Here is a 22662-nt window from a genome sequence, read left to right on the forward strand (position 1 = left end):
GTGGTCAGGCGTGCCGGGCGGGGACCCGGAGGACGCCGCGCAGCCAGGCGAGCTGCTCGCGCTGGTGGTGGGCCTCGCCGCCCTCGTGGTCGTTGAACGGGTAGACCGAGATCTCCTTGGGGCCGCCGTAGGCCGCGTGGGCCGCGAACACCGTCGACGGCGGGCAGATCTCGTCCATGAGGGCGACGGAGAACAGCGCCGGGGCCGACGACCAGCGGGCGAGCACCGCCGCGTCGAAGTAGCTCAGCGTCTCGAAGACCCGCTCCACCCGGTCGCGATGGGCCTTGAGGTAGCGGGCGACCTCGCCGTACGGGCACCCGGGGCGATCCGCGTGGCGCGCGGGAAGTCGCAGAGGAAGGGCACGTCGGGCAGGACCGCCGCCACCCCCTCCGCCAGCGCGGAGACGGCCAGCGCGATGCCACCGCCCTGGCTGATGCCCGTCACCGCGACGCGGTCGGCGTCGACCTCCGGGCGACCCCGCAGCACCTCGAGGGCCCGGACCGCGTCGGTGTAGACGCGCCGGTAGTAGTAGGCGTCCGGGGACTCGACGCCCCGCGTCAGGAAACCCGGCTGGGCGGCGGGTGAGCCCACGGGGTCCCCCGTGTCGCCGACGGCCCAGCCGCTCCCCTGCCCGCGGGTGTCCACGACCAGCTGGGCGAACCCGGCCGTGGCCCAGAAGACGTGCTGGTGGGCCAGGCCGCGGCCGCCGTTGTAGCCCTGGAACTGGACGACCCCCGGCAGCGCGCCGTTCTCGCGCAGTGCCCGGGCGGGCAGGTGCAGCCAGGCCCGCACCGGCGCGCCGCCGAAGCCGGCGAAGGACACGTCGGAGGTCTCGACCGCGACCAGCCCCGAGTCGACGGGGGTGGACGACACGTCGAGCGGCCGCCCGGCGGCCTCGCCGAGGGTGGCGTCCCAGAACCCCCGGAGGTCCGCGGGAGCCGGGAGCTGCGGGTCGTAGCGGCGCAGCTCCTCCAGCGGCAGGTCGGTGTGCGGCATCAGTCCGCCGTCGAGTGCCGGACGGCGCTCTCGGGGTGCAGCCGGCGGTCCGCGCCGACGGTGCGGCGCGCACCGGCGAGCGTGAACCGCAGCGTCTCCCGCACGTCGGCGCTGGAGGCGCCCACCCGCAGCTCGACCTCGCCCGGCTCCACGATCCGTGCGCCGTCCCGCCCGGTGAAGGACGTGAGGTCGGCGTGCAGGGCGAACCGGACCGTCGCGGCCGACCCCGGCGCGAGGTCGACCCGCCGGGCGGCGAGCAGCGACTGCACCGGGCGGACCACCTCCGCGGCCGGGTCGTGCAGGTAGACCTGGACGACCTCGGTGACCTCGCGGTCGATCTCGTTGCGCAGCTCGACCTCGATCTCGGCGGTGCCGTCGGTCGCCCACTCCGCCCCGTCCAGCGCGCGGACCGCTGTCCAGGTGGCGGAGCCGTAGCCCAGGCCGTGCCCGAAGGGGAACAGCGGGGTCGGGTCCACGACGCTGACGTCGGTGCGCCGTCCCAGCGCGGCCGCCAGGTAGGTCCCGGGCTGGCTGCCCTCCGCGCGCGGGAAGCTGACCGGCAGGCGTCCCGACGGCGACACCCGCCCGCTCAGGACGTCGGCGAGCGCCGGACCGCCCTCCTCGCCGGGGAAGAACCCGCAGACCACCGCGGCCAGCCGGTCGACCTGCCGGGACAGCTCGTAGGGCCGGCCCACGAGGAGGACCAGCACGACGGGGGTGCCGGTGGCGAGCAGGGCCTCCAGCAGCTCCTCCTGGCGGCCCGGGAGACGGAGATCGGCCGCGTCGCAGCCCTCCCCGGAGGTGCCGTTGCCGAACAGGCCCGCCTGGTCGCCGAGCACCGCCACGCACACGTCGGCCTCGGCGGCGGCACGCACCGCGGCCTCGATCCCCTCGTCGTCACCGCCCAGCACCGGGCACCCCTGCGCGACCACCACGTCGTAGGCCGCCGGCGAGGCCCGCAGCGCGTCGGCGACCGTCGGGATGCCCACCCCCACGGCCACCTCGGGGTGGTGGACGCCCACGTGCATCGGGAACGAGTAGCAGCCGAGCATCGCCTGCGCGGTGTCGGCGCGGGGGCCGACCACCGCGAGGCGCACGCCCTCGCGCAGCGGCAGCGTGCCGTCGTTGGCGAGGAGCACGACCGAGCGGCGGGCCAGGTCGCCGGCGATCTCACGGGAGTCCGGGGAGTCGAGGTCGACCTGCCCGTCGAGGACGGCCGGCGCGTCCGCCGACCAGTCGGGGTCGAGCAGGCCGAGCTCGCACTTCTGCAGCAGCACCCGGCGCAGCGCCCGGTCGACCAGCGCCTCGTCGACGGCGCCGCTCCGGAGAGCCTCGACGAGCGGTTCCCCGAAGGCGCTCACGGTCGGCAGCTCCACGTCGATGCCGGCCTCGAGGGCCAGCCCGGCCGCCTCGCCCGGGGACGCGGCCACCCCGTGCAGGGTCTGGAGGAAGGCGATGGAGAAGTAGTCGGCGACCACGGTGCCGGTGAACCCGTAGGTGTCGCGCAGCAGCGTGGTGAGCAGCGCCGGGTCACCGGCCGACGGCACCCCGTCGATGTCGGTGTAGGAGTTCATGACCGACCGCGCGCCCGCGCGCAGGGCCATCTCGAAGGGCGGGAGGAGGACGTCGGCGATCTCGCGGGGGCCGGCCGAGACCGGCGCGAGGTTGCGCCCCGCGCGGGACGCCGAGTAGCCGACGAAGTGCTTGAGCGTGGCGACGACGCCGCTGGACTCCAGCCCGCGCACGTAGGCGCTGCCGATGGTGCCGACCAGGTGCGGGTCCTCGCCCATGGTCTCCTCGACCCGCCCCCAGCGCAGGTCACGGACGACGTCCAGGACCGGGGCGAGCCCCTGGTGGACGCCGAGGCTGCGCATGCTCGCCCCGATCTGCGCGCCCATCCGCTCGACGAGCTCGGGGTCGAAGCTGGCGGCCCAGCACAGCGGCGAGGGGAACACCGTCGCCGTCCATGCCGCCAGGCCGGTGAGGCACTCCTCGTGGACCAGCGCGGGGATGCCGAAGCGGCCGGCGGCCATGATCTGGCGCTGGCTCTCCGCCAGCCCCTTCGCGCCGAGGAGCGGGTCCACCGGCGCCGTGCCGAAGGGCCGGGTCAGCTGCCCGAGACCGCTTCGGATGAGCCCGTCCCAGTCGACCGGCGCCGCGGCCATCTCGTGCTGGTGCGGGGCGACCTCGCCCTCGGTGGCGTCGATGCCCACCCACACGCCGTACAGCTGGGCGACCTTCTCCTCGAGCGTCATGCGCTCCATGAGGTCGGTGACCCGCGCCTCGGCCGGGACCTCCCGGTCGCGCCACGGCGCGGGATCGATGTCGACGTTGGTGCCCATGTGCGTGGAAGTCCGTCCTGTCCGTGGTTGCGCGTGCGCTCGGCCGGGGGCCGGCGCGTGGTCGGGGTGGTGCTGGGTGCGGCCGTCAGGCCAGCGTGGTCTCGGCCGCCGGCTCGCCCTGCCGCAGGGTCCAGGTCGCGGAGGCGTCCCCGGTCGACACCCTGTAGTCGCCGGACCAGCCCCGCAGCGCGACACGACCGTCGGCGTCGGTGCGCAGCCGGGTCGGCGGGAGCCACCAGTCCCCCTTCACGAGGCCGCGGAGGGCGTCGTAGGCCGGCTTGGGCGTCCCGTCGGCGCGCACCAGCCCGGCGGGCGCGTTCAGCCAGGCGCCCCGGTCGGTGATGCCCCAGTAGGTCACGGCCTCGACCGCGGGGTGTGCCAGCAGCGTGCCGTAGTGGCGGACGACGTCGTCGGCCTGCCGCGCCTCGCCCTCGGGCGTGGAGGGCCACTCGGCGACCTGGTGGTCGTTGAGGTCGACGATCTCCGGCGGCATCAGGTCGCCGGAGACGAGCGTCGTCTCGGTCCAGTGCAGCGGGAGGCCGTACCGGGCGAAGCGCTCGAGGACCTCCTGCGTGCGTTCCTCGCCCCAGTAGCCCTGGTGCATGTGGCTCTGCAGGCCGATGGCGTCGACCTGCACGCCGGCCTCGAGGACGCCCTCGATCAGGCACTCGTACGCCGTCGACAGGTTGAAGTCGTTGAGGACCAGCGTGGCGGCGGGGTTCGCCCCCCTCGCCTCCTCGAAGGCGAGGCGGATCGTGGGGATGCGGCCGATCCGCCGGCAGAGGGCGGTGATCGCGTTCTGCCGTTCCTCGTTGGAGAACACCGGCATGATCACGACCTCGTTGATCGCGTCCCAGGTGTCGATCAGGCCCGCGAACGAGCCGGCCTCGCGCCGGACCCGCGCCCGCACGACCTGCTCCACGTCGTCGGCGGGGCGGTCTCCCAGCCAGTCCGGCGCGAGGGTGTGCCAGACCAGCGGGTGGCCCTTGACCCGCACCCCGCGGTCCCGGAACCAGGCGGCCGCGGCCTGCAGGCGCCGCGTGTCGGGCTGCCCCTCCACCGGCTCGAAGCCCGCCCAGTAGAACGGGAGTGTCGCGGTGGTGAACAGGTCGAGCCAGAGCTCCTCGAGGCGCTTGGCCGCCTCCGGGTCGGCGCCGCCGAACACGTTCTCGCGGCCCTCGCCCTCCTCGCCGTTGGCCAGACCGACGAAGTCGAAGCCGATGTTGCCGAAGGAGAACCCGTGCCGGACCTGCTCGACGACCACGTCCGTGTCGGGGCAGGGCGAGCCGTCGGCCCGGCGCACGGTCAGACTGACGTCGGATCGCCGGAGCTCGTCGGCGGCAGTGGAGCAGGTCACAGCGAAAACGTTATCGACAACGTTTGACATCGACAAGCGTCCCCTGCCATCTTCTGCCCTGTGTCCCACGCCACTGGCGGCGTGCGGTGGAACGAAGGGGTTTCAGAATGCGGCGTTCGGGGCGAGCAGCTCTCTCGGTGCTGTGCAGCAGCGCAGTGCTGCTGACGGCCACTGCCTGCGGCGGTGGGGACGACAGCAGCGCGTCGGGAGACGAGAACACGATCACCTGGTGGCACAACTCGAACAACGAGCCCGGCAAGGGCTACTACGAGCAGGTCGCCGAGGACTTCGAGAAGGACCACCCCGGCGTGAACGTCGAGGTCGTCGCCATGGCGCACGAGGACATGGTCGACAAGCTGGAGGCCGCCTTCCAGAGCGGTGACGTGCCGGACGTGTACATGGAGCGCGGCGGCGGCGAGCTCGCCGACCACGTGGAGGCCGGCCTGGTCCGCGACATCTCCGAGGACGCGTCGGAGGAGATCGACAAGATCGGCGGCTCGGTCGCCGGCTGGCAGGTCGACGACAAGACCTACGCGCTGCCGTTCTCCGTCGGCGTCGTCGGTTTCTGGTACAACACCGAGCTCTTCCAGCAGGCGGGCATCACCGAGCCGCCGGCGACGATGGAGGAGCTGGCCGCCACCGTCGAGACGCTCAAGGGCGCCGGCATCACGCCGATCTCGGTCGGCGCGGGCGACAAGTGGCCCGCTGCCCACTACTGGTACTACACGGCGCTGCGCTCCTGCTCCGAGGACGTGCTGACCGACGCGGTCACCAGCCTCGACTTCTCGGACGAGTGCTTCGTGAAGGCCGGCGAGGCGCTGCAGGGCCTGGTCGAGACCGACCCCTTCAACCCCGGCTTCCTGACCACCCCGGCGCAGGAGGGCGCGACCTCCGCGTCCGGCCTGCTCGCCACGGGTCAGGTCGCGATGGAGCTGCAGGGCCACTGGGAGCCCGGCGTCATGCAGGGCCTCACCGAGAGCGGCGAGGGCCTGGGCGACAAGACCGGGTGGTTCCCCTTCCCGGCGGTCGAGGGCGGCGACGGTGACCCCGAGGCCGCGCTCGGCGGTGGCGACGCGTGGGCGGTCGCGGAGACCGCGCCCGACGAGGCCGTCGACCTGGTGAAGTACCTGCTGTCGGACGACGTGCAGCAGGGCTTCGCGGAGAACGACATGGGCCTGCCGACGAACCCGGCTGCCTCGGAGTCCGTGACCGACCCGGCGCTGGCCGGTCTGCTCGCGGTCCGCGACGCCGCCCCGTTCGTGCAGCTCTACTTCGACACGGCCTTCGGAGCCTCCGTCGGTGGTGCGATGAACGACGCGGTCGCCCTGCTCTTCGCGGGGCAGGCCACGCCGGAGGACATCGTGGCCCAGACCCAGGACGCCGCGGACCAGGAGAAGTGATCCCTCGATGAGCTCACCGGTGACCGCTGCGCCGCCCGGGACCGACCCCGGCGCAGCGGTCACCCGGCGCCCAGACGAGCGCCGGGTGACCAGCCGCCGCCCCGGTGCCGGGAAGCGTCGGCAGCGCCTGGAGATCCTGCTCTTCGTGGCGCCGGCCCTGGCGCTGATGGCGACCTTCGTCGTCTACCCGGTCTACTCCGCGGCCCGGATGTCGTTCTTCCGCTGGAAGGGCTTCGGCCCGATGGACGACTTCGTGGGCCTGGACAACTACGTGCGCGTCCTCAACGACGACGTCTTCACCGACGCCGTCGTGCACAACTTCATCATCGTGTTCGCGTCGATCCTGGTGCAGCTTCCGCTGGGTCTCGCGCTGGCCCTGCTGCTCAACCGCCGCATCCGCGGGCGGGGCCTCCTGCGCACGATCATCTTCGTCCCCTACGTGCTGGCCGAGGTCATCGCCGGCGTGGTGTGGTTCCAGCTGCTGCAGCCGCGGACCGGTCTCCTCGAGACCATGCTGGGCTGGGTCGGCATCCCGGCGCCCGAGCAGGGCTTCCTCGGCACCCCCGACCTCGCGCTGGCCACGGTCTTCGTCGTCCTGACGTGGAAGTACCTCGGCCTGGCCGTGCTGCTCTTCCTGGCCGGGCTGCAGGGCGTACCCGACGAGCTGCACGAGGCCGCGCAGCTCGACGGCGCCTCCTGGTGGCAGGTGCAGCGGCGCATCGCGATCCCGCTGATCGCCCCGACCATCCGGACCTGGTGCTTCCTGTCGATGATCGGGTCCCTGCAGCTGTTCGACATGGTCTGGATCCTCACCGGCGGCGGGCCGGCGAACGCGACCACCACGATGGCCACGTACCTGATCAGCCAGGGCACCCAGCGCAGCAACTTCGGCATCGCCGGCGCCGCCTCGGTGATCCTCTTCCTGATCGGGTTCGCCATGGCCGTCGCCTACCAGTTCCTGGTCCTCCGGCGTGACACGAAGGCGGACGCATGACCGCGACAGCACAGGCACCGGCGCGGACGGCCCGCGGGCGTTCCCGGCGGATGGCGTCCTACGGGAAGGGCGGACCGTTCGTCTACCTGGTGGCGCTCTCGGTGGTGGCGCTGACGCTCGGGCCGGTCCTCTACGGCGCGCTCGGCGGCTTCCGCAGCAACGAGCAGCTGGCGCGCAACCCCGCGGCGCTGCCCGACCCGTGGCTGGGGCGCAACTACGAGGGCGTCATCACCAACCCGGACTTCTGGCGGTACGCCGTCAACTCGACGGTGATCGCGCTGCTCACGACCGCGGTGGCCGTCATCGCGGGCGTGATGGCCGCGTACCCGCTGGCGCGCTACCAGTTCAAGCTCCGCGAGCCGCTGTTCCTGGTGTTCGTCCTCGGGCTGCTCTTCCCGGCGGCGGTGGCGATCGTCCCGCTGTTCATCCTCGTGACCCGCGACCTCCAGCTCGGGAACACGTGGTGGGGCGTGGCGCTGCCGCAGGCGGCGTTCGCGCTGCCCATGACGGTCGTGATCCTGCGGCCCTTCCTCATGGCCCTGCCCAAGGAGCTCGAGGAAGCGGCGATGCTCGACGGCGCCGGCCGGATCCGCATCTTCTACCGGATCGCGCTGCCCCTGTGCATGCCCGGGCTGGTCACGGTGGGCGTGCTGGCGTTCGTCGCCTCCTGGAACGCCTACCTCCTCCCGCTCCTGCTGCTGCGCGGCGAGATGCGCACCCTGCCCCTGGGTGTCGCGGACTACTCGACCGAGCACTCGGCCGACACCGCCGGCGTGCTCGCGTTCACGACGCTGGCGATGATCCCCGCGCTGGTGCTGTTCCTGGCGCTGCAGCGGCGCATCGTGAGCGGGCTCCAAGGGGCGGTGAAGGGCTGAGCCGCGCAGCGGCCGCCGCGGGCCGCAGACATGGTGCGTGCCTTCGGCGGCCCGGCCTGCGAGCCTGTCCGCCGGGCCCCCGGACGACGAGAGGTTGTTCATGACGCTCCACACTTCGCGCGACGGTGCCGCCGTGGGTACCGCCCCGGGGCCCCAGATCGTCCCGTCGCCGGCCCTGCGCGGGCGCGTCACCATGCAGCAGGTGGCCGCGGAGGCCGGTGTCTCCATCTCCACCGTGTCCAAGGTGATCAACGGCCGGTACGGCGTCTCCTCCGAGACCGTCGACCACGTGACCCGCGTGATCGAGCGGCTGGGGTACGAGGCGAGCCTCGTCGCGCGCAGCCTCCGCAACCGCCGCACCAACGTCGTCGGCGTCCTGGTGATGGACTTCGAGCCCTTCAGCACCGAGGTGCTCAAGGGCGTGGCCGACGCGATCCACGGCTCCGGGTACGAGCTGATCGCCTACTCGGCCGGTGGGCACGTCGAGGCCCAGGTGGGCTGGGAGCGGCGCTCCCTGTCGCGGCTGATGGGCAGCCTCGTCGACGGCGCCGTCCTCGTCACGCCGACCGTGACCGACGTGCAGACCGACGGGCCGGTGGTGGCGGTGGACCCGCACACCGGTCCCTCCGGTCTCCCCTCGGTGGCCGCGGACAACCTGCAGGGCGCACGGCTCGCGGTGGAGCACCTGCTCGCGCTCGGGCACACGCGGGTCGGCATGATCACCGGCCGCTCCGACCTCGCCTCCGCGCAGCAGCGCGAGCAGGGCTACCGCGAGGCGCTGGCCACGGCGGGGCTGCCCGTCGACGAGACGCTGATGCCCTCCGGCGGTTTCGAGCCGGAGCTCGCGCGCACGGCGGCCCGGCAGCTGCTGTCCCTGCCCACCCCGCCGACGGCGATCTTCGCGGCGAACGACCTCTCGGCGCTGGCCACCCTCGAGGTGGCGCGGGAACTCGGGTTCGACGTGCCGGGCCGGCTGTCGGTGGTCGGCTTCGACAACATCCCGGAGTCGGCGATGGCCGAGCCGCCGCTGACCACGGTGCAGCAGCAGATCCGGCGGATGGGCCAGGAGGCGACGGAGATGCTCCTGGCGCTCATCGCCGGGGAGGAGACGACCGGGCCGCACCGCACGCTCGACACCTCGGTCGTGGTGCGGGCGTCCACCGCTCCCCCGCAGCCCTGAGGGCTCAGAGCCCGACGAGCTCCTGGAGCGTGCCGAGCTCCTCCTTGGACAGCCTGCGGATCGAGCCCGAGCGCATCCGCTGCAGCTGGATGGGACCGACGGCCGTGCGGGTCAGCCGCGACACCGGCAGGCCGACGTGGGCGAGCAGCCGCCGCACGATGTGCTTGCGGCCCTCGTGCAGCACCACCTCCACCACCGACTGGCCGGCGTGGGTGTCGACCACGCGGAAGGAGTCGACCTTCACCGGGCCGTCCTCCAGCTCGACGCCGGCGCGCAGCCGGCGGGCGAGGTCGCGCGGCACCGAGCCGGAGACCTGCGCGAGATAGGTCTTGCGCACCTCGTAGGAGGGGTGGGCCAGGCGGTGGGCGAGCTCGCCGTCGTTGGTGAGCAGGAGCAGGCCCTCGGTGTCCTGGTCCAGCCGGCCGACGTGCACGAGGCCCTTGGCCAGGTCGCCGACCATGTCCCCGACGCATGCCCGCGCCCGGTCGTCGCTCATGGCGGTGATGACGCCCGGCGGCTTGTTCATCGCGTAGGTGACCCGGTCGTCGCGGATCTCGATCCGCACGCCGTCGACGGCGATCCGGTCCCGCGCCGGGTCGACCCGCATGCCCTGCACCTGGACGACGGCGCCGTTCACGCTGATCCGCCCGGCCTCGATCATGTCCTCGCAGACCCGGCGTGAGCCGACGCCGGCCCGGGCCAGGACCTTCTGCAGCCGCTCGCCGTCCCGGTCGTCGGAGTCGGGTCCGGGCCGGTCGCCCGGGTGCGCCGGGGCCAGCTCCATGTCCTCGGACCAGCCCTCGCCGCCTCCGGTGGTGCTGTCGTCGTCCTGGGTCGGGTCGTCCGGTGCGCCGTTCATCGCCGTCCAGTCTCCCATCCCCCGGCCGCGGGCTAGCGTCCCTCCATGGAGCCCGCACCGGGGGGACCCCTCCTGCGCCTGTCCACCGGCATCAGCACCGCCGTCTCGGAGCACGGCTCCCGGGACGGGTCCCCTCCCCTGGTCCTGCTCCACGGCTGGGCGGGTTCCCGTCGCTCCTTCGCCGCCCTGCTCCCCCTCCTCCCTCCGGCGCTGCGCACGGTGACCGTGGACCTGCGCGGCCACGGCGACGCCGACAAGCCGTCCACCGGCTACGACCTGCCCACGCTCGCCGGGGACGCCGTCGCCGTGCTGGACGCCCTCGACCTCCCGCGCGCGGTGCTCGTCGGGGTGTCCAGCGGCGGTTACGTGGCGCAGCAGGTCGCCGTCGACGCGCCGGAGCGGGTGGCGGGGCTGGTGCTGGCCGGCGCACCGCGGAGCCTGCGCGGCCGGCCGCCGTTCGCCGACGAGCTGGACCGGATCAGCGACCCGGTCGACCCCGGGTGGGCGCGGGCCTTCGTCGGCGGGTTCACCGATCTCGACCGGCTGCCGGCCTGGTACGTCGACGTCATGGTCGAGGACGCGCTGCGGCTCCCGGCCGCGGTGTGGTCCGCCTCCTTCGAGGGTCTCGTCCGCTCGCGGCCCCCGACGGACGACGCGGTCATCACCGCTCCCGCCCTGGTGGTCAGCGGCGCCCGGGACGAGCTGCTGGCCCGCGAGCACACGGCGGCCCTCGTCGCGGCCGTGCCCGGCGCCGAGTGGATCGAGTACCCGGACACCGGGCACCTGGTGCTGGAGGAGCAGCCCGACTGGCTGGCGGCCGACATCGCGGCCTTCGTGGCGGAGCTCGCCGGCTGACCTGTGGCTCAGCTGTCGGGGTGCTCGTCGAGCATCGCCGACGTCTCCGGCAGGAGCGGCGCGAGCTCCGGCAGGTCGGCGAGGCTCGCCAGGCCGAGCCGCTCCAGGAACAGCGGCGTCGTGGCGTAGAGCCCGCCGCCACTGTCGGGGTCGGAGCCGACCTCGTGCACGAGCCCGCGGGTCAGCAGGGTGCGCATGACGCCGTCCACGCCGACCCCGCGGATCGCCGACACCCGGGCCCGGGTCACCGGCTGCCGGTAGGCGATGACCGCCAGGGTCTCCAGGGCTGCCTGGGTGAGCCGGCTCCGCTGCCCGTCGACCAGGTACCGCTCGACGACCGGCGCGTGCTCCTCGCGGGTGTAGAGCCGCCAGCCCTCCCCCACCCGGCGCAGCGTCAGCCCGGAGCGGCGCCGGTCGTAGCCCTCGGCGAGCTCGGCGAGGCCGCTGCGCACCTGCTCGACCGGGCAGCGCAGCGCGCCGGCGAGGGTCTGCTCGTCGACCGGGTCGTCCATGACGAACAGCAGCGCCTCGAGCCCGCCCCGCAGCTCCTCCGGGGCGAGCAGCTCGAGCTGCTCCTCGGCCTCGTCGGGCGCCGGCTCCCCCGCCGGGACGTCGGCCGGTGTGGGGTCCTGCGGCGGCTCCGGGGCGGGCTCGACGTCGGGGTCGGGTTCCTGCGGGACCGGCGGCGGTTCGGGGACCTCCAGCGGCTGGTCGGCCACGCGCGCGGCCAGCTCGGCGGCGACGGCGTCCCAGGCGGCCGGGTCCTCGTCGCCGCGGTCCTGCGCGAGCTCGCGGGTGGCGGCCAGCTCGGCGGCGAGCGCCTCCCACGAGATGGGCGCGGGTTCCGGTGCCTGCGGGTCCTGCTCGCTCACGTGTACTCCTCGTCCAGGGCCGTCGTCCCGTCGTCGGGGTCCTCGACGGCTCCGTCGACGTCGTCGCTGTGCCGGTCGGCCGGCGCGCTCGTGCCCGTCCACCGCACGTGCAGCTCGCCCAGTGGCGTGAGCTGCTCGAACACCACCCGCTGCTGCCGGTAGAGCTCCAGGAGCGCCAGGAATCGCGCCACCACCTCGAGGGTGTGCCCGCAGTCGGCCGTCAGGGCCCGGAAGGTCGCCGTCCCCGACCGGACCAGGTGGTTGCGGACGGCGAGCAGCTGCTCGGAGACGCTGACCGGCGGCGCGTGCAGGTGGGAGACGCTCACGACCTCCGGTGCCTTCGGCGCGAGCACGCGGGCGGCCAGTGCGGCGAACTGGGCGGGGCTCAGGTCGAGCACGACCTCCGGGACGAGGTCGGCGAAGCGCGGTTCGAGGGCCGTCGACCGCGGGAAGCGCTGCGCGGCCCGGGCCTCCCCCTCGCGGAGGAACGACGCGGCCTGCTTATAGGCCTTGTACTGCAGCAGCCGGGCGAACAGCAGGTCGCGCGCCTCGAGGAGCTCGAGGTCGTCCTCGTCGTCGACGTCGGCGGCCGGGAGGAGGCGGGCGGCCTTCAGGTCGAGCAGCGTCGAGGCGACGACGAGGAACTCGCTGGCCTGGTCGAGGTCGAGCTGGTCGCCGAGGGCGCGCAGGTGGGCGATGAACTCGTCGGTCACCGTCGACAGCGCGATCTCGGTGACGTCGAGCTTGTGCTTCCCGATCAGCTGGAGGAGCAGGTCGAACGGGCCCTCGAAGTTGGTCAGCCGGACGGTGAACCGCGACGGCGCGGCGCCGGGGGCCGCAGGTGCCCCCGGTGCCGCGCCGTTCTCGCTGCTCACGGACGCCGAGCCTATGCCCGGCAGCCCGGTCACCCCTTCAGGCGCCGGACCAGGATCGAGTCGTCGCCGCGCTCGCCGAGGTCGGCCAGCAGGACCGAGATCGCCTCGCGCACGATGCGGCCGCGGTCGGCGGCCACCCCGTGCTGACCCCGGAGGGTCAGGCGGGCGCTCTCGAGAGCGAGGAGCTCGTCGGCCGAGATGTAGACGGTGATCTTCTCGTCGTGCTTGGTGCGTTCGGTGCGCCGGGCCGGGCGGCCGCGGGTCGGCACGTGCGGCTGGAGCGTCGGGACCGGCTGCGGCGCCCCGAGCTGCTGCGGCATCGGACGGAACCCGGCCAGCTCGTCGCCCGCGGCAGCGCCACCGGGGACGAGCGTGAGCGGCATGCCCGGCTGCCCCTCCCCCGTCTCGTCGCGGCGGCCGGCGACGGCGCCGCGCAGCGCGGGCGAGCTGGTGGTGGAGCTCAGGCTGGGCAGCTCGGTCACCTCGGGGGTGGTGGGAGCCGAGTCGGTGCGGCGGAACAGCTCCGACGCCCCCGGGAGAATCGGCCGACGCGTCACAGCGACAGCACCTCCTTGGCGAGGTCGCGGTACGCCGAGGCGCCCGACGACGTGGGCGCCCACGTGGTGATCGGCTGGCCGGCGACGGTGGTCTCCGGGAACCGCACGGTGCGCTGGATGACGGTCTGGAAGACCACGTCGTCGAACGCCTCGACGACGCGGCTGAAGACCTCGCGGCAGTGCACCGTCCGCGAGTCGTACATCGTCGCGAGGATCCCGGAGATCTCCAGCGACGGGTTCAGCCGCTCCTTGACCTTGTCGATGGTGTCGACGAGGAGCGCCACACCGCGCAGCGAGAAGAACTCGCACTCCAGCGGGATGATCACGCCCTGCGCCGCGGTCAGCGCGTTGACCGTGAGCAGGCCCAGCGAGGGCTGGCAGTCGATCAGGATGTAGTCGTACTCGTCGCGGACGTCGGCGAGGACGCGGAGCAGGGTCTGCTCCCGGGCGACCTCGCTCACCAGCTGCACCTCGGCCGCCGAGAGGTCGATGTTGCTCGGCACCAGGTCGAGCCCGGGGATGTCGGTCGGCACGCGGACGTCGGCCAGCGTGGTCTTCCGCTCCATGAGCGCGTTGTAGATCGTCCGGTCCATGTTCTGCGCCGGGACGCCCAGCCCGACCGACAGCGCGCCCTGCGGGTCCAGGTCGATGAGCAGGACCCGGCGGCCGTACTCGACCAGGGCGGCACCCAGGTTGATGGTCGACGTCGTCTTGCCGACGCCGCCCTTCTGGTTGCACATGGCGATGATGCGCGCGGGCCCGTGCTGGGTGAGGGGCTTGGGCTCGGGCAGGGGACGCTGCCGCGCCCGCGCCGGGTCCAGCCGCGACGTCGCGCCCATCTCTGCGTCGCTGTCGTGCGGGCGCGCGACGGCAGAGGCCGCGTCCGCTCGGGTAGCCATGGGTCTGTTGCCTCCACCTCGTGCCCGGTCCCGGTCGATCCGGGTGCGGTCAGCCGTCCTGCCCGCTCGGGTGATGAGGACGCTACGAAGGGTGGCGGAGCTTCCCAAGACGGCACGCCGACCACATGTCGACATGGCGCTAAATGACAACTGCTGTGACTGCTCAAGCCGAACCGGTGCCAGAACCTGCCAATACCCACCCCCGCCGGGTGTCAGGTGAGCGCCCTCGGGTGGCTCGTCGCGTAGACCTCGCGCAGGCGGTCGACGGTCACCAGCGTGTACACCTGCGTGGTGGTCACCGAGGCGTGGCCGAGCAGCTCCTGCACCACGCGGACGTCCGCTCCGCCGTCGAGCAGGTGGGTGGCGAACGAGTGCCGCAGGGTGTGCGGCGAGACGGTGGCCGGGTCCAGGCCCGCGCGCTCCGCCGCCGAGCGCAGGATCGTCCAGGCGCTCTGGCGCGACAACGCACCGCCGCGCGCGTTGAGGAAGAGGGCGCCGCCCCGGACCCCGCCGCGGCCGTTCGCCGCGAGGGCCGGCCGGGCGCGCACCACGTAGTCCTCGACGGCGCGCAGCGCGTAGCTGCCGACCGGGACCACGCGCTCCTTGCCGCCCTTGCCCGCGAGCCGGACGGCCGCCTGCCCACGGTCGAGGTCGTCGACGGCCAGGCCCACCGCCTCGGAGATCCGTGCCCCGGTGCCGTAGAGCAGCTCCAGCAGCGCCCGGTCCCGCAGCCCCCGGGGGCCCTCCACCGAACCGGCGGCCTCGATGAGGGCGACGACGGACTCGACCGGGATCGCCTTCGGCAGCCGCCGGGCCGGCGTCGGCGGACGCACCTCGTGGGCGACGTCGTCGGGGACGAGACCGTCGAGCAGCGCGAACCTGTGCAGCCCGCGGACGGCGACCACCGCCCGCGCCGCGGACGTCGTCGACAGCGGCGGGTGGTCGTCGTCCCCCTCGCGCAGTGCGGAGAGGAAACCGGACACGTCCGACTCGGTGATCTCCCGCAGCCCGGTCACCCCGGCGGCGGCGAGGTACTCGGTGTAGCGCCGCAGGTCGCGCCGGTACGAGGCGATCGTGTTCGCGGCGAGGCCGCGCTCGACGGTGAGGTGGTCGAGGTACCCGGTGACGACCCGCTCGATCGCCCCGGTGGTGGAAGCGGTGGCCGTGGCGGTCAGACGAGCACCTCCTGCCACGGCACGGCGGCCATGCCGTGCGCTTCGGCCACCTCGGGCAGCACGACCTGACCGGCGACCACGTTGACCCCGTGGGCGAGCGCGGGGTGGCTGCGGACCGCCGCGGCGGTGCCCTCGGTGGCCAGCTCCATCACGTACGGCAGCGTCACGTTGGTGAGCGCGTGGGTGGAGGTGTTGGGCACGGCACCCGGCATGTTGGCCACGCAGTAGAAGACCGAGTCGTGCACCCGGAAGGTCGGGTCGTCGTGCGTGGTGGGCCGGGTGTCCTCGAAGCAGCCGCCCTGGTCGACGGCGATGTCCACCAGCACCGATCCGGGCTTCATGCGCGACACGAGCTCGTTGCTCACGAGCACCGGGGCCTTCGCACCGGCCACCAGCACCGCGCCGATGACCAGGTCGGCGTCGAGCACCGCCCGTTCCACCTCGTAGGCGTTGGAGGCCACCGTCTGCAGGTGGCCCTGGTAGATCCTGTCGGCGGCGCGCAGCTTGTCGATGTCGCGGTCGAGGACGACGACCTCGGCCTGCATGCCCAGGGCGATGGCCGCGGCGTTCATGCCCGACACGCCGGCGCCGATGACGACGACCTTCGCCGCGTACACGCCCGACACGCCGCCGAGCAGCACGCCGCGCCCGCCGTGGGCGCGCTCGAGGCTGTGCGCGCCCACCTGGGGCGCCATCCGGCCGGCGACCTCGGACATGGGTGCGAGCAGCGGCAGCGCGCCGTCGGCGGTCTGCACCGTCTCGTAGGCGATGGCGGTCGTGCCGGAGGTGACCAGCGCGTCGGTGCACTCCTTCGACGCGGCCAGATGCAGGTACGTGAACAGGGTCTGGTCGGCGCGCAGCCGCCCGTACTCCTCGGCGATCGGCTCCTTGACCTTGAGCAGCAGGTCGGCGTCGGCCCAGACGTCGTCGGCCGCGGCGACGATGCGGGCGCCGGCGGCGACGTAGTCGTGGTCCGGGATGGAGGAGCCCTCCCCCGCGCCGCGCTCGACGAGCACCTCGTGCCTGGCACGCACCAGTTCCGTCACACCGGCCGGCGTCAGCGCCACCCGGTACTCACGGTTCTTGACCTCTCGGGGAACCCCGACCCGCATGTGTCCACTCCCTGGTGTCGGCGGGCACTCCCCCGATGGTGACGGAGTCCGTTCCCGCGGTCGGGCCACCCGGTCGGGGTGCGCCTCGGGCGGAGTGTAGGCACGGAGGCGCCGCGCACCCGGATCCGTCGGCGATTCGCGGGCTGCGGTCCCGGCGTCCCGACCGCAGGATCGAGCGATGCAGCTCTACGCCCAGCACCCGGTCCACCGCTCGCGCCAGGTCACCGCCGACCTCGGCGTGCTCGCCTGGTTCGTGCTCTGGGTCCTGGTCGCCCGCGTCGTCCACGGCGCGGTGCTCGTGCTGGCCGAGCCCGGCCAGGCGGTCGAGGACCTCGGCCGGTCGGTCGCCGGCACCATGGACTCGGCGGCCGGTGCCGCCGAGGACGTGCCCCTGGTGGGCGACGAGCTGTCGGCGCCCTTCGGCGCGCTGGCCGACGCCGGCGGCTCGGTCTCGGGGGCGGGGCAGTCGGCGCAGGACGCCGTGGGCACGCTGGCCGCGGTCCTGGCCGTCGTGCTCGTCGTCCTCCCGGTCGGCTGGCTGCTGCTGCGCTGGCTCCCCTGGCGGCTGCGCTGGGTCCGCGAGGCGGAGGCCGCCCGGACGCTGCTGCGCGGGACCCCCGACCTGCACGTGCTCGCCGCGCGGGCGCTGGCGACCGCCCCGCTCCCCCAGCTGGCCACCCTGCCGCCCGGTACCGGTGCCGCCTGGCACGCCGGCGATCCGGGAGCCGTCCGTGCGCTCGCGGGGCTCGAGCTGCGCCGGCTGGGCCTGCGGCCCCCGGCCCCCGACGTCCTCGCGGGCGGCCCCGTCAGCTGAGGCGGGCCGTCCCACGGGACAGCCGGGCCATGGCGACCGCCCCCAGGGCAGGTCCCACGGCGAGCACCAACGCCGCGCCGGGCCACCCGGCGAGGTCGACGAGCACCGGGACCAGCTGGATGCTCACCACGGTGAGCGAGTAGCCGATCGCCGTCTGGATGGTGAGGGCGGTACCGACGTAGCGGGGATCGACGCTCTCGCTCAGGGCCGTCGAGAACATGGCCGAGTCCGCGATGACCGAGGCGCCCCAGACGAGGCAGACGAGGACGAGCAGGTGGGGGGACCGACCGAACACCGCCGCCGCCGCGACGCAGCTGGTGGCGCTGGCGACCAGGGCGACCAGGGCCGTGCGGGCGGGACCGTGACGAGCGCTGGCCCGCCCCGCCAGCAGGCAGCCGGCCAGGCCGGCGACACCGACCGCGAGGAACGCGAGGACCCCGGCCGACAGGGTGAACGGCAGGTCCTGCCCGCCGGCCGCCACGCTCGCGCTCACGAAGGCGGGCAGCCAGGCCCACACCGCGTAGAGCTCCCACATGTGGCCGAAGTAGCCGAGGTTGGCCATCCGCGAGGCCGGCTGCCGGAAGATCGTGAGCACGTAGCGCACGTCGAGGGGCGGCGCGAGGGCCGCCAGCGGCCCCGGACGGATGCCCACGAGCGCGAGGACGGCCGCCGCAGCGGCGGCCGCCGCCGCTGCGTGCAGCACCAGCTCCCACGGCAGCGCCAGCCCGCTGAGCAGCTGGGGCAACGAGCTGCCGAGGGTGAGCGCACCTACCATCACCGCCAGGGCGTGGCCGCGCCCCCGTCCGAACCAGGTGGCCACCAGCTTCATCCCGGGCGGGTAGACGCCGGCCAGGGCGACGCCGGTGAGGAACCGCAGCGGCACGGCCCAGGCGAGGCCGTCGGCGACGGCGGCGGTCAGCGCCGTCGTCCCCGCCGCCGCCAGGGAGGCGACCGCGACGAGCCGGTGCGCCGGCACGATGTCCGGCAGGTTCACCAGCGCGGAGCCCACGGCACCGACGACGAACCCGACCTGCACCGCGACCGTGAGCAGCCCGGCGCCGCCTCCCCCGAGCCCCCACTCCTCGCGCAACGACGGGACCACGGCCGAGGCGGAGAACCAGGTGGCCATCGCGAGCACCTGGACCACCGCGATCAGCGCCAGCTGGCGCCCGGCCGTGATCCGGTCCCCCGCCGGCGCGACGCCCCGCCCGGCTGCCATCGGGTGCCGAGCCGACCGGGCCCGCTCAGCCCGCGTCGGCGGCGCGCAGCCGCGGCGCGGCGCTGCGGACCTGCGCCGCGGCGAGCAGCCCGACGACGGCCGACGCGTTGCGGATGTCCCCGTCGAACACCCGCTGGACGGCGTCGGCGAGCGGCACCCGCTCCACCGTCATGTCGGCCTCCTCGTGCTCGACGACGAAGCCGTCGGGCCGGGGGACGTCGGAGAGCTCCTCGGCGAGGTAGACCAGCACCTGCTCGTCGCAGAAGCCCGGGCTGCTGTAGGTGGTCGTCAGCAGCGACCACCGCCCGGCGGCGAGCTGGACCTCCTCGGCCAGCTCGCGCTTCGCCGTCTCGAGCGGCGGCTCCCCGTCCGCGTCCCGCAGGCCGGCGGGCAGCTCCCAGAGGTGGCGGCCGACCGGGTGCCGGAACTGGCGCACCAGCACCACCCCGTCACCGTCGTCGAGGGCCACGACGGCGACCGCGCCGGGGTGCGCCACCACCTCGCGCACGCTGTCCCCGCCGCCGGGCATCGCGACGGTGTCCAGGCGCAGCGAGAGGACCCGCCCGTCGTAGACCGTCTCGCTGGCCAGCAGCCGGAACTCGTGCGGAGCCGGCTCGCCCGCCATCAGATGCCGACCTTCTCCGCCTCGTCGAACGTCACCGGGAGGCGCTGCCCCTCCTGGTACTCGATCGCCGCCTGCACGAACGCCGCGAACAGCGGGTGCGGGCGGGTCGGGCGGCTCTTCAGCTCGGGGTGCGCCTGCGTGCCGACGTAGAACGGGTGCACCTCGTGCGGCAGCTCGGCGAACTCCACCAGCAGACCGTCGGGCGAGGTGCCGGAGAAGGCCAGCCCGGCCTCGGACAGCCGGTCGCGGTAGGCGTTGGCCACCTCGTACCGGTGCCGGTGGCGCTCGGTGATCTCGGTGGACCCGTACGCGGCCGCGGCGACCGAGCCCTTCTGCAGGCTGGCCGGGTAGCTGCCCAGGCGCATGGTGCCGCCGAGGTCCCGCTCGCCGGCGATGACGTCGACCTGGCTGGCCATCGTGGCGATGACCGCGTCCGGGGTCTCCGGGTCGAACTCGGCCGAGTTCGCCTTCTCCAGCCCGGCGACGTTGCGCGCGTACTCGATGACCATGCACTGGAGGCCCAGGCACAGCCCGAGGGTCGGGATGCCGTTGGTGCGGGTGTACTTCAGCGCGCCGAGCTTGCCCTCGATGCCCCGGACGCCGAAGCCGCCGGGCACGCAGACGCCGTCGACACCGGCCAGCGCCTTCTCGGCGCCCTCCGGGGTCTGGCAGTCGTCGGAGGGCACCCAGCGGATCTGGACCCGGTTGCGGTGGGCGAACCCCCCGGCGCGCAGGGCCTCGGTCACCGACAGGTAGGCGTCGGGCAGGTCGATGTACTTGCCGACCAGCGCGATCGTGACCGTCTCCTTGGGCGCGTGCACCCGGTCGAGGAGGTCGCCCCAGACGGTCCAGTCGACGTCCCGGAAGGGCAGGCCCAGCCGGCGGACGACGTAGGCGTCGAGGCCCTCGCGGTGCAGCACCTTGGGGATGTCGTAGATCGACGGCGCGTCGGCGCACGAGATGACGCCCTCGGCGTCCACGTCGCACATCAGGCTGATCTTGCGCTTGAGGCCGGTGGGGATCTCGCGGTCGGAGCGGCACACCAGCGCGTCGGGCTGGATGCCGATGCTGCGCAGCGCGGCCACCGAGTGCTGCGTGGGCTTGGTCTTCAGCTCACCGGAGGGCGCGATGTAGGGCACCAGCGAGATGTGCAGGAAGAAGCAGTTGTCCCGGCCGATCTCGTGCCGCACCTGGCGGGCCGCCTCGAGGAAGGGCAGCGACTCGATGTCGCCGACGGTGCCACCGATCTCGGTGATGACGACGTCGACCCGCTCCGGCCCCTCGGCCCCGGCCATGATCCGCGACTTGATCTCGTTGGTGATGTGCGGGATGACCTGCACGGTGTCCCCGAGGTACTCCCCGCGGCGCTCCTTGGCGATCACGTCCGAGTAGACCTGGCCGGTGGTGACGTTGGCCCGGCCCGACAGGTCGATGTCGAGGAAGCGCTCGTAGTGACCGACGTCCAGGTCTGTCTCCGCGCCGTCCTCGGTGACGAAGACCTCGCCGTGCTGGAACGGGTTCATCGTCCCGGGGTCGACGTTGAGGTAGGGGTCCAGCTTCTGCATCGTGACCCGCAGACCCCGGCTGGACAACAGGGCGCCCAGCGAACTGGCGGTCAGCCCCTTGCCGAGCGAGGAGACAACGCCGCCAGTGACGAAGACGAACTTCGTCGGCTGGGAGTTGTGCAGGAGGCCCCGGGTCGAGAGGGACGGTGACGAGAGGGATTCAGGCGTTCCCGACGGTCGATCCACGGGAGACGACCGTAACACGATCCGGGCCGTCGGCCGGGCCGGAGTGGGGAGCGCCACCCACGGTGTCCCTCGGAACGGTGGCCTCGGCGCCACGTCCGGCCGCCAGCCACACCAGGAGGGGCACCAGCAGGGCCGAGGCCGCGGCGGGGAGGGCGACGCCGGAGTCGTTGACCGCGGCGCCCAGCGCGAGGCTGAGCGCCGCGGCGAGCAGCCCCGCACGGAGGACGGCGGCATCAGCGGGCGGCAGCCCGGCGCCCCCGCGCAGCAGCCCGCCGGGGCGCAGCAGCCAGACCGCGGCGACCAGCGCCACCGGCAGCATCCACGCCAGGGGGCTGCCGAGCAGGATGTCCAGGTTGGCCTGCGCCTTGCGGCTGATCACCGTCCACGCCTCGCCGGTCAGCACCTGCTCGACGAACCGCCCCAGGTGGCTGCGGTCCTCGGCGGGGCCCGTCCAGTCCAGGACGGCGACGGTGCCGACCGCGACGACGGCGACGCCGAGGATGGCGACCAGCCGCAGGAGCGTCACCCGGACGCGGGTCAGCAGCATGCCCAGCAGGAGGAAACCGGGCATCGCCGACAGGACGCCGCCGAAGTCGCGGCCCAGGGACGGGGCGCCGACGACGGCGACCACGACCAGGCCGACGACGACCACCGTGGCACCGGTGACCGCGCGGGCGCGGCCCGGACCGGCCCGGCGCCCGGCCGCGGTGGCGACCGCGGCCGTCACCAGCAGCGCGCTCGCCGAGAGCGTGCCGAAGGTGAGGTTGCCGAAGCCGGTGAAGCGGCCGGCGACGATCGCGTCGTAGCCGAGCAGACCGTTCAGCTCGAGCGTGGACCCGGTGAGGACGTCGAGCAGGTGCGTCGCCAGCGTGACCGCCAGGACGACCAGGGGCGGGCCGACGCGGGAACGCCGCCACGGTCCGGCCAGCGCCAGCGCCACCACGACGAGATCGGCGGCCGCCACGGCGGTGACCAGCGCGGGCACCGGTGCGGCGGCCCGCTCCCACGGGAACAGCCCGGCGAGGTACGTCGCGGCGGGGACGGCGGCGACCACCAGCGCGAGCAGCCGCAGCAGGCCGCGGGTGCCAGCACCCGGCGACGACGCCGCCGGGCGCCGCTGCCAGCCACCCAGCACCGCGATGCCGAGGAGCACCACGGCGGCCGAGAGCACCACGAGCACCCAGAAGAAGGCGCCGACGTTGCGGTGGTGCACCGTCGCGGCGGTGTTCATGTCCTGGAGCTGACCGACCGCCGTCGCGAGGTCGGGTCGCTCCCCCGCCGCCCGCAGCGGCTGGCCGTTCATCGACGCGGGCCGGTCGAGCCCCAGCGCGCGCAGCGCGGTCGGTGCCAGGTCGATGAGCTGGGCGTAGGGCGCCCGGCCGGTGCTGGCGGAGCTCAACCAGGTGCCCGCGGGGAAGCCCGGGCCCGCCGCCAGACCGACGTGCAGCTGCGGCCGGCCGTCGTTGACCTCGGAGATCCCGGCGAGCAGCAGGAGGGTCTCCCCGGGCATGGCGGCCACGGCTGCCCGCAGCTGGCCCACGGCCCGATCGATGCGCAGCAGGGCCGCGGCCCGCGGCTCGGGTTCGGTGCCGTCGTCGGTCTTCTCCACACCGGGCCGGCCCGCGTCGGTCAGCTGGTTGAGCGTGACGAGGGCGAGCGGGCAGCCTGCCAGCACCGCGGCCAGCTCGTCGGGGTCGTCGGGCAGGACGTCGGCCCGGGTGACCTCCACCCCCGGCACGGCCGCGGCCAGGGTCGCGGCCCGGCCCACCACCGTCGCGCAGCCGACCTCGCGGGCCAGCGCGCCGGGCTCCGCCCCGAAGCGCCGGGTCCCCTCGTCCTCGGCGGTCCGGTTCACCGCGGCCACCGGGTCGACCAGGCCGGAGCTCGCGGCCCGCTCCTGCAGCC

21 protein-coding genes are annotated in these 22662 nt (G+C 74.1%); 6 read left to right on the plus strand and 15 right to left on the minus strand.

Annotated elements, in window-relative coordinates; genetic code table 11:
- Positions 1-4: 4 nt before the first annotated feature.
- From DCS98_RS23925 to DCS98_RS13515, 4 genes are all read right to left on the minus strand, one after another.
- Positions 5-268: an acetylxylan esterase gene (locus DCS98_RS23925; protein WP_277394613.1), complete on the minus strand. Its 264-nt coding sequence runs from the start codon at positions 266-268 to the stop codon at positions 5-7.
- Complete coding sequence (locus DCS98_RS13505) at positions 244-996, minus strand: acetylxylan esterase (RefSeq protein WP_277394614.1); 753 nt, start codon at positions 994-996, stop codon at positions 244-246. The genes DCS98_RS23925 and DCS98_RS13505 overlap by 25 nt, the downstream gene beginning before the upstream one ends.
- Positions 996-3338, minus strand: coding sequence for a beta-xylosidase/alpha-l-arabinosidase (locus DCS98_RS13510; protein ID WP_116451863.1), 2343 nt, complete (start codon positions 3336-3338; stop codon positions 996-998). The genes DCS98_RS13505 and DCS98_RS13510 overlap by 1 nt, the downstream gene beginning before the upstream one ends.
- A gap of 85 nt (positions 3339-3423) precedes the next feature.
- On the minus strand, positions 3424-4695 hold the full coding sequence (locus tag DCS98_RS13515; protein ID WP_206340252.1) for an endo-1,4-beta-xylanase: 1272 nt from the start codon (positions 4693-4695) through the stop codon (positions 3424-3426).
- Positions 4696-4832: 137 nt separating this feature from the next.
- Here DCS98_RS13515 and DCS98_RS13520 point away from each other — a divergent pair, with 137 nt between their 5' ends.
- The 4 genes from DCS98_RS13520 to DCS98_RS13535 all read left to right on the plus strand — a co-directional run bounded on the left by DCS98_RS13520 (position 4833) and on the right by DCS98_RS13535 (position 9144).
- The gene (locus DCS98_RS13520) at positions 4833-6095 is read left to right on the plus strand and encodes an ABC transporter substrate-binding protein (protein ID WP_206340253.1); all 1263 of its coding nucleotides are present in this window, start codon (positions 4833-4835) and stop codon (positions 6093-6095) included.
- A gap of 7 nt (positions 6096-6102) precedes the next feature.
- Positions 6103-7089: a carbohydrate ABC transporter permease gene (locus tag DCS98_RS13525; protein ID WP_116451866.1), complete on the plus strand. Its 987-nt coding sequence runs from the start codon at positions 6103-6105 to the stop codon at positions 7087-7089.
- Positions 7086-7964, plus strand: a complete 879-nt coding sequence (locus DCS98_RS13530; protein WP_116451867.1) for a carbohydrate ABC transporter permease — start codon at positions 7086-7088, stop codon at positions 7962-7964. Before DCS98_RS13525 ends, DCS98_RS13530 begins: the two co-directional genes overlap by 4 nt.
- Positions 7965-8064: 100 nt before the next feature.
- The gene (locus DCS98_RS13535; protein WP_116451868.1) at positions 8065-9144 is read left to right on the plus strand and encodes a LacI family DNA-binding transcriptional regulator; all 1080 of its coding nucleotides are present in this window, start codon (positions 8065-8067) and stop codon (positions 9142-9144) included.
- A 4-nt stretch (positions 9145-9148) separates the two neighbouring features.
- Here the strand turns inward: DCS98_RS13535 and DCS98_RS13540 are convergent, their stop codons facing one another.
- Positions 9149-10003 (minus strand): pseudouridine synthase, encoded by an 855-nt coding sequence (locus tag DCS98_RS13540; RefSeq protein ID WP_116451869.1) that lies wholly within the window; start codon positions 10001-10003, stop codon positions 9149-9151.
- Between the two features lie 45 nt (positions 10004-10048).
- Here DCS98_RS13540 and DCS98_RS13545 point away from each other — a divergent pair, with 45 nt between their 5' ends.
- Complete coding sequence (locus DCS98_RS13545) at positions 10049-10858, plus strand: alpha/beta fold hydrolase (protein WP_116451870.1); 810 nt, start codon at positions 10049-10051, stop codon at positions 10856-10858.
- A gap of 8 nt (positions 10859-10866) precedes the next feature.
- On the opposite strand, the gene scpB is transcribed toward DCS98_RS13545, so the two are convergent.
- The 6 genes from scpB to ald all read right to left on the minus strand — a co-directional run bounded on the left by scpB (position 10867) and on the right by ald (position 16348).
- Complete coding sequence (gene scpB / locus DCS98_RS13550) at positions 10867-11730, minus strand: SMC-Scp complex subunit ScpB (RefSeq protein ID WP_116451871.1); 864 nt, start codon at positions 11728-11730, stop codon at positions 10867-10869.
- On the minus strand, positions 11727-12605 hold the full coding sequence (locus DCS98_RS13555; RefSeq protein WP_116451934.1) for a segregation and condensation protein A: 879 nt from the start codon (positions 12603-12605) through the stop codon (positions 11727-11729). Before DCS98_RS13555 ends, scpB begins: the two co-directional genes overlap by 4 nt.
- A gap of 29 nt (positions 12606-12634) precedes the next feature.
- On the minus strand, positions 12635-13162 hold the full coding sequence (locus tag DCS98_RS23355; protein ID WP_206340254.1) for a hypothetical protein: 528 nt from the start codon (positions 13160-13162) through the stop codon (positions 12635-12637).
- The gene (locus DCS98_RS13570) at positions 13159-14061 is read right to left on the minus strand and encodes a ParA family protein (protein WP_116451872.1); all 903 of its coding nucleotides are present in this window, start codon (positions 14059-14061) and stop codon (positions 13159-13161) included. Before DCS98_RS13570 ends, DCS98_RS23355 begins: the two co-directional genes overlap by 4 nt.
- Positions 14062-14273: 212 nt before the next feature.
- Positions 14274-15254, minus strand: coding sequence for a site-specific tyrosine recombinase XerD (locus DCS98_RS13575; RefSeq protein WP_241037932.1), 981 nt, complete (start codon positions 15252-15254; stop codon positions 14274-14276).
- Complete coding sequence (gene ald, locus DCS98_RS13580) at positions 15233-16348, minus strand: alanine dehydrogenase (protein WP_116451873.1); 1116 nt, start codon at positions 16346-16348, stop codon at positions 15233-15235. Before ald ends, DCS98_RS13575 begins: the two co-directional genes overlap by 22 nt.
- Before the next feature lie 178 nt (positions 16349-16526).
- Between ald and DCS98_RS13585 the strand changes: the two genes are divergently transcribed.
- Positions 16527-17162, plus strand: a complete 636-nt coding sequence (locus DCS98_RS13585; RefSeq protein ID WP_116451874.1) for a hypothetical protein — start codon at positions 16527-16529, stop codon at positions 17160-17162.
- Here the strand turns inward: DCS98_RS13585 and DCS98_RS13590 are convergent.
- The 4 genes from DCS98_RS13590 to DCS98_RS13605 form a co-directional block, all read right to left on the minus strand.
- Entirely contained in the window at positions 17155-18381 is a 1227-nt protein-coding gene (locus DCS98_RS13590) for an MFS transporter (RefSeq protein ID WP_116451875.1), read from the minus strand. The genes DCS98_RS13585 and DCS98_RS13590 overlap by 8 nt on opposite strands.
- Positions 18382-18406: 25 nt before the next feature.
- The gene (locus DCS98_RS13595; RefSeq protein WP_116451876.1) at positions 18407-19006 is read right to left on the minus strand and encodes an NUDIX domain-containing protein; all 600 of its coding nucleotides are present in this window, start codon (positions 19004-19006) and stop codon (positions 18407-18409) included.
- Positions 19006-20757 (minus strand): CTP synthase, encoded by a 1752-nt coding sequence (locus tag DCS98_RS13600; protein WP_241037941.1) that lies wholly within the window; start codon positions 20755-20757, stop codon positions 19006-19008. Before DCS98_RS13600 ends, DCS98_RS13595 begins: the two co-directional genes overlap by 1 nt.
- The coding region (locus DCS98_RS13605; RefSeq protein ID WP_116451877.1) for an alkaline phosphatase family protein at positions 20732-22662 on the minus strand (1931 nt) is incomplete at its 5' end. The genes DCS98_RS13605 and DCS98_RS13600, both read right to left, overlap by 26 nt.

The organism is Blastococcus litoris (assembly GCF_003075095.1).
In the GTDB taxonomy this organism is placed as follows: domain Bacteria; phylum Actinomycetota; class Actinomycetes; order Mycobacteriales; family Geodermatophilaceae; genus Blastococcus_B; species Blastococcus_B litoris.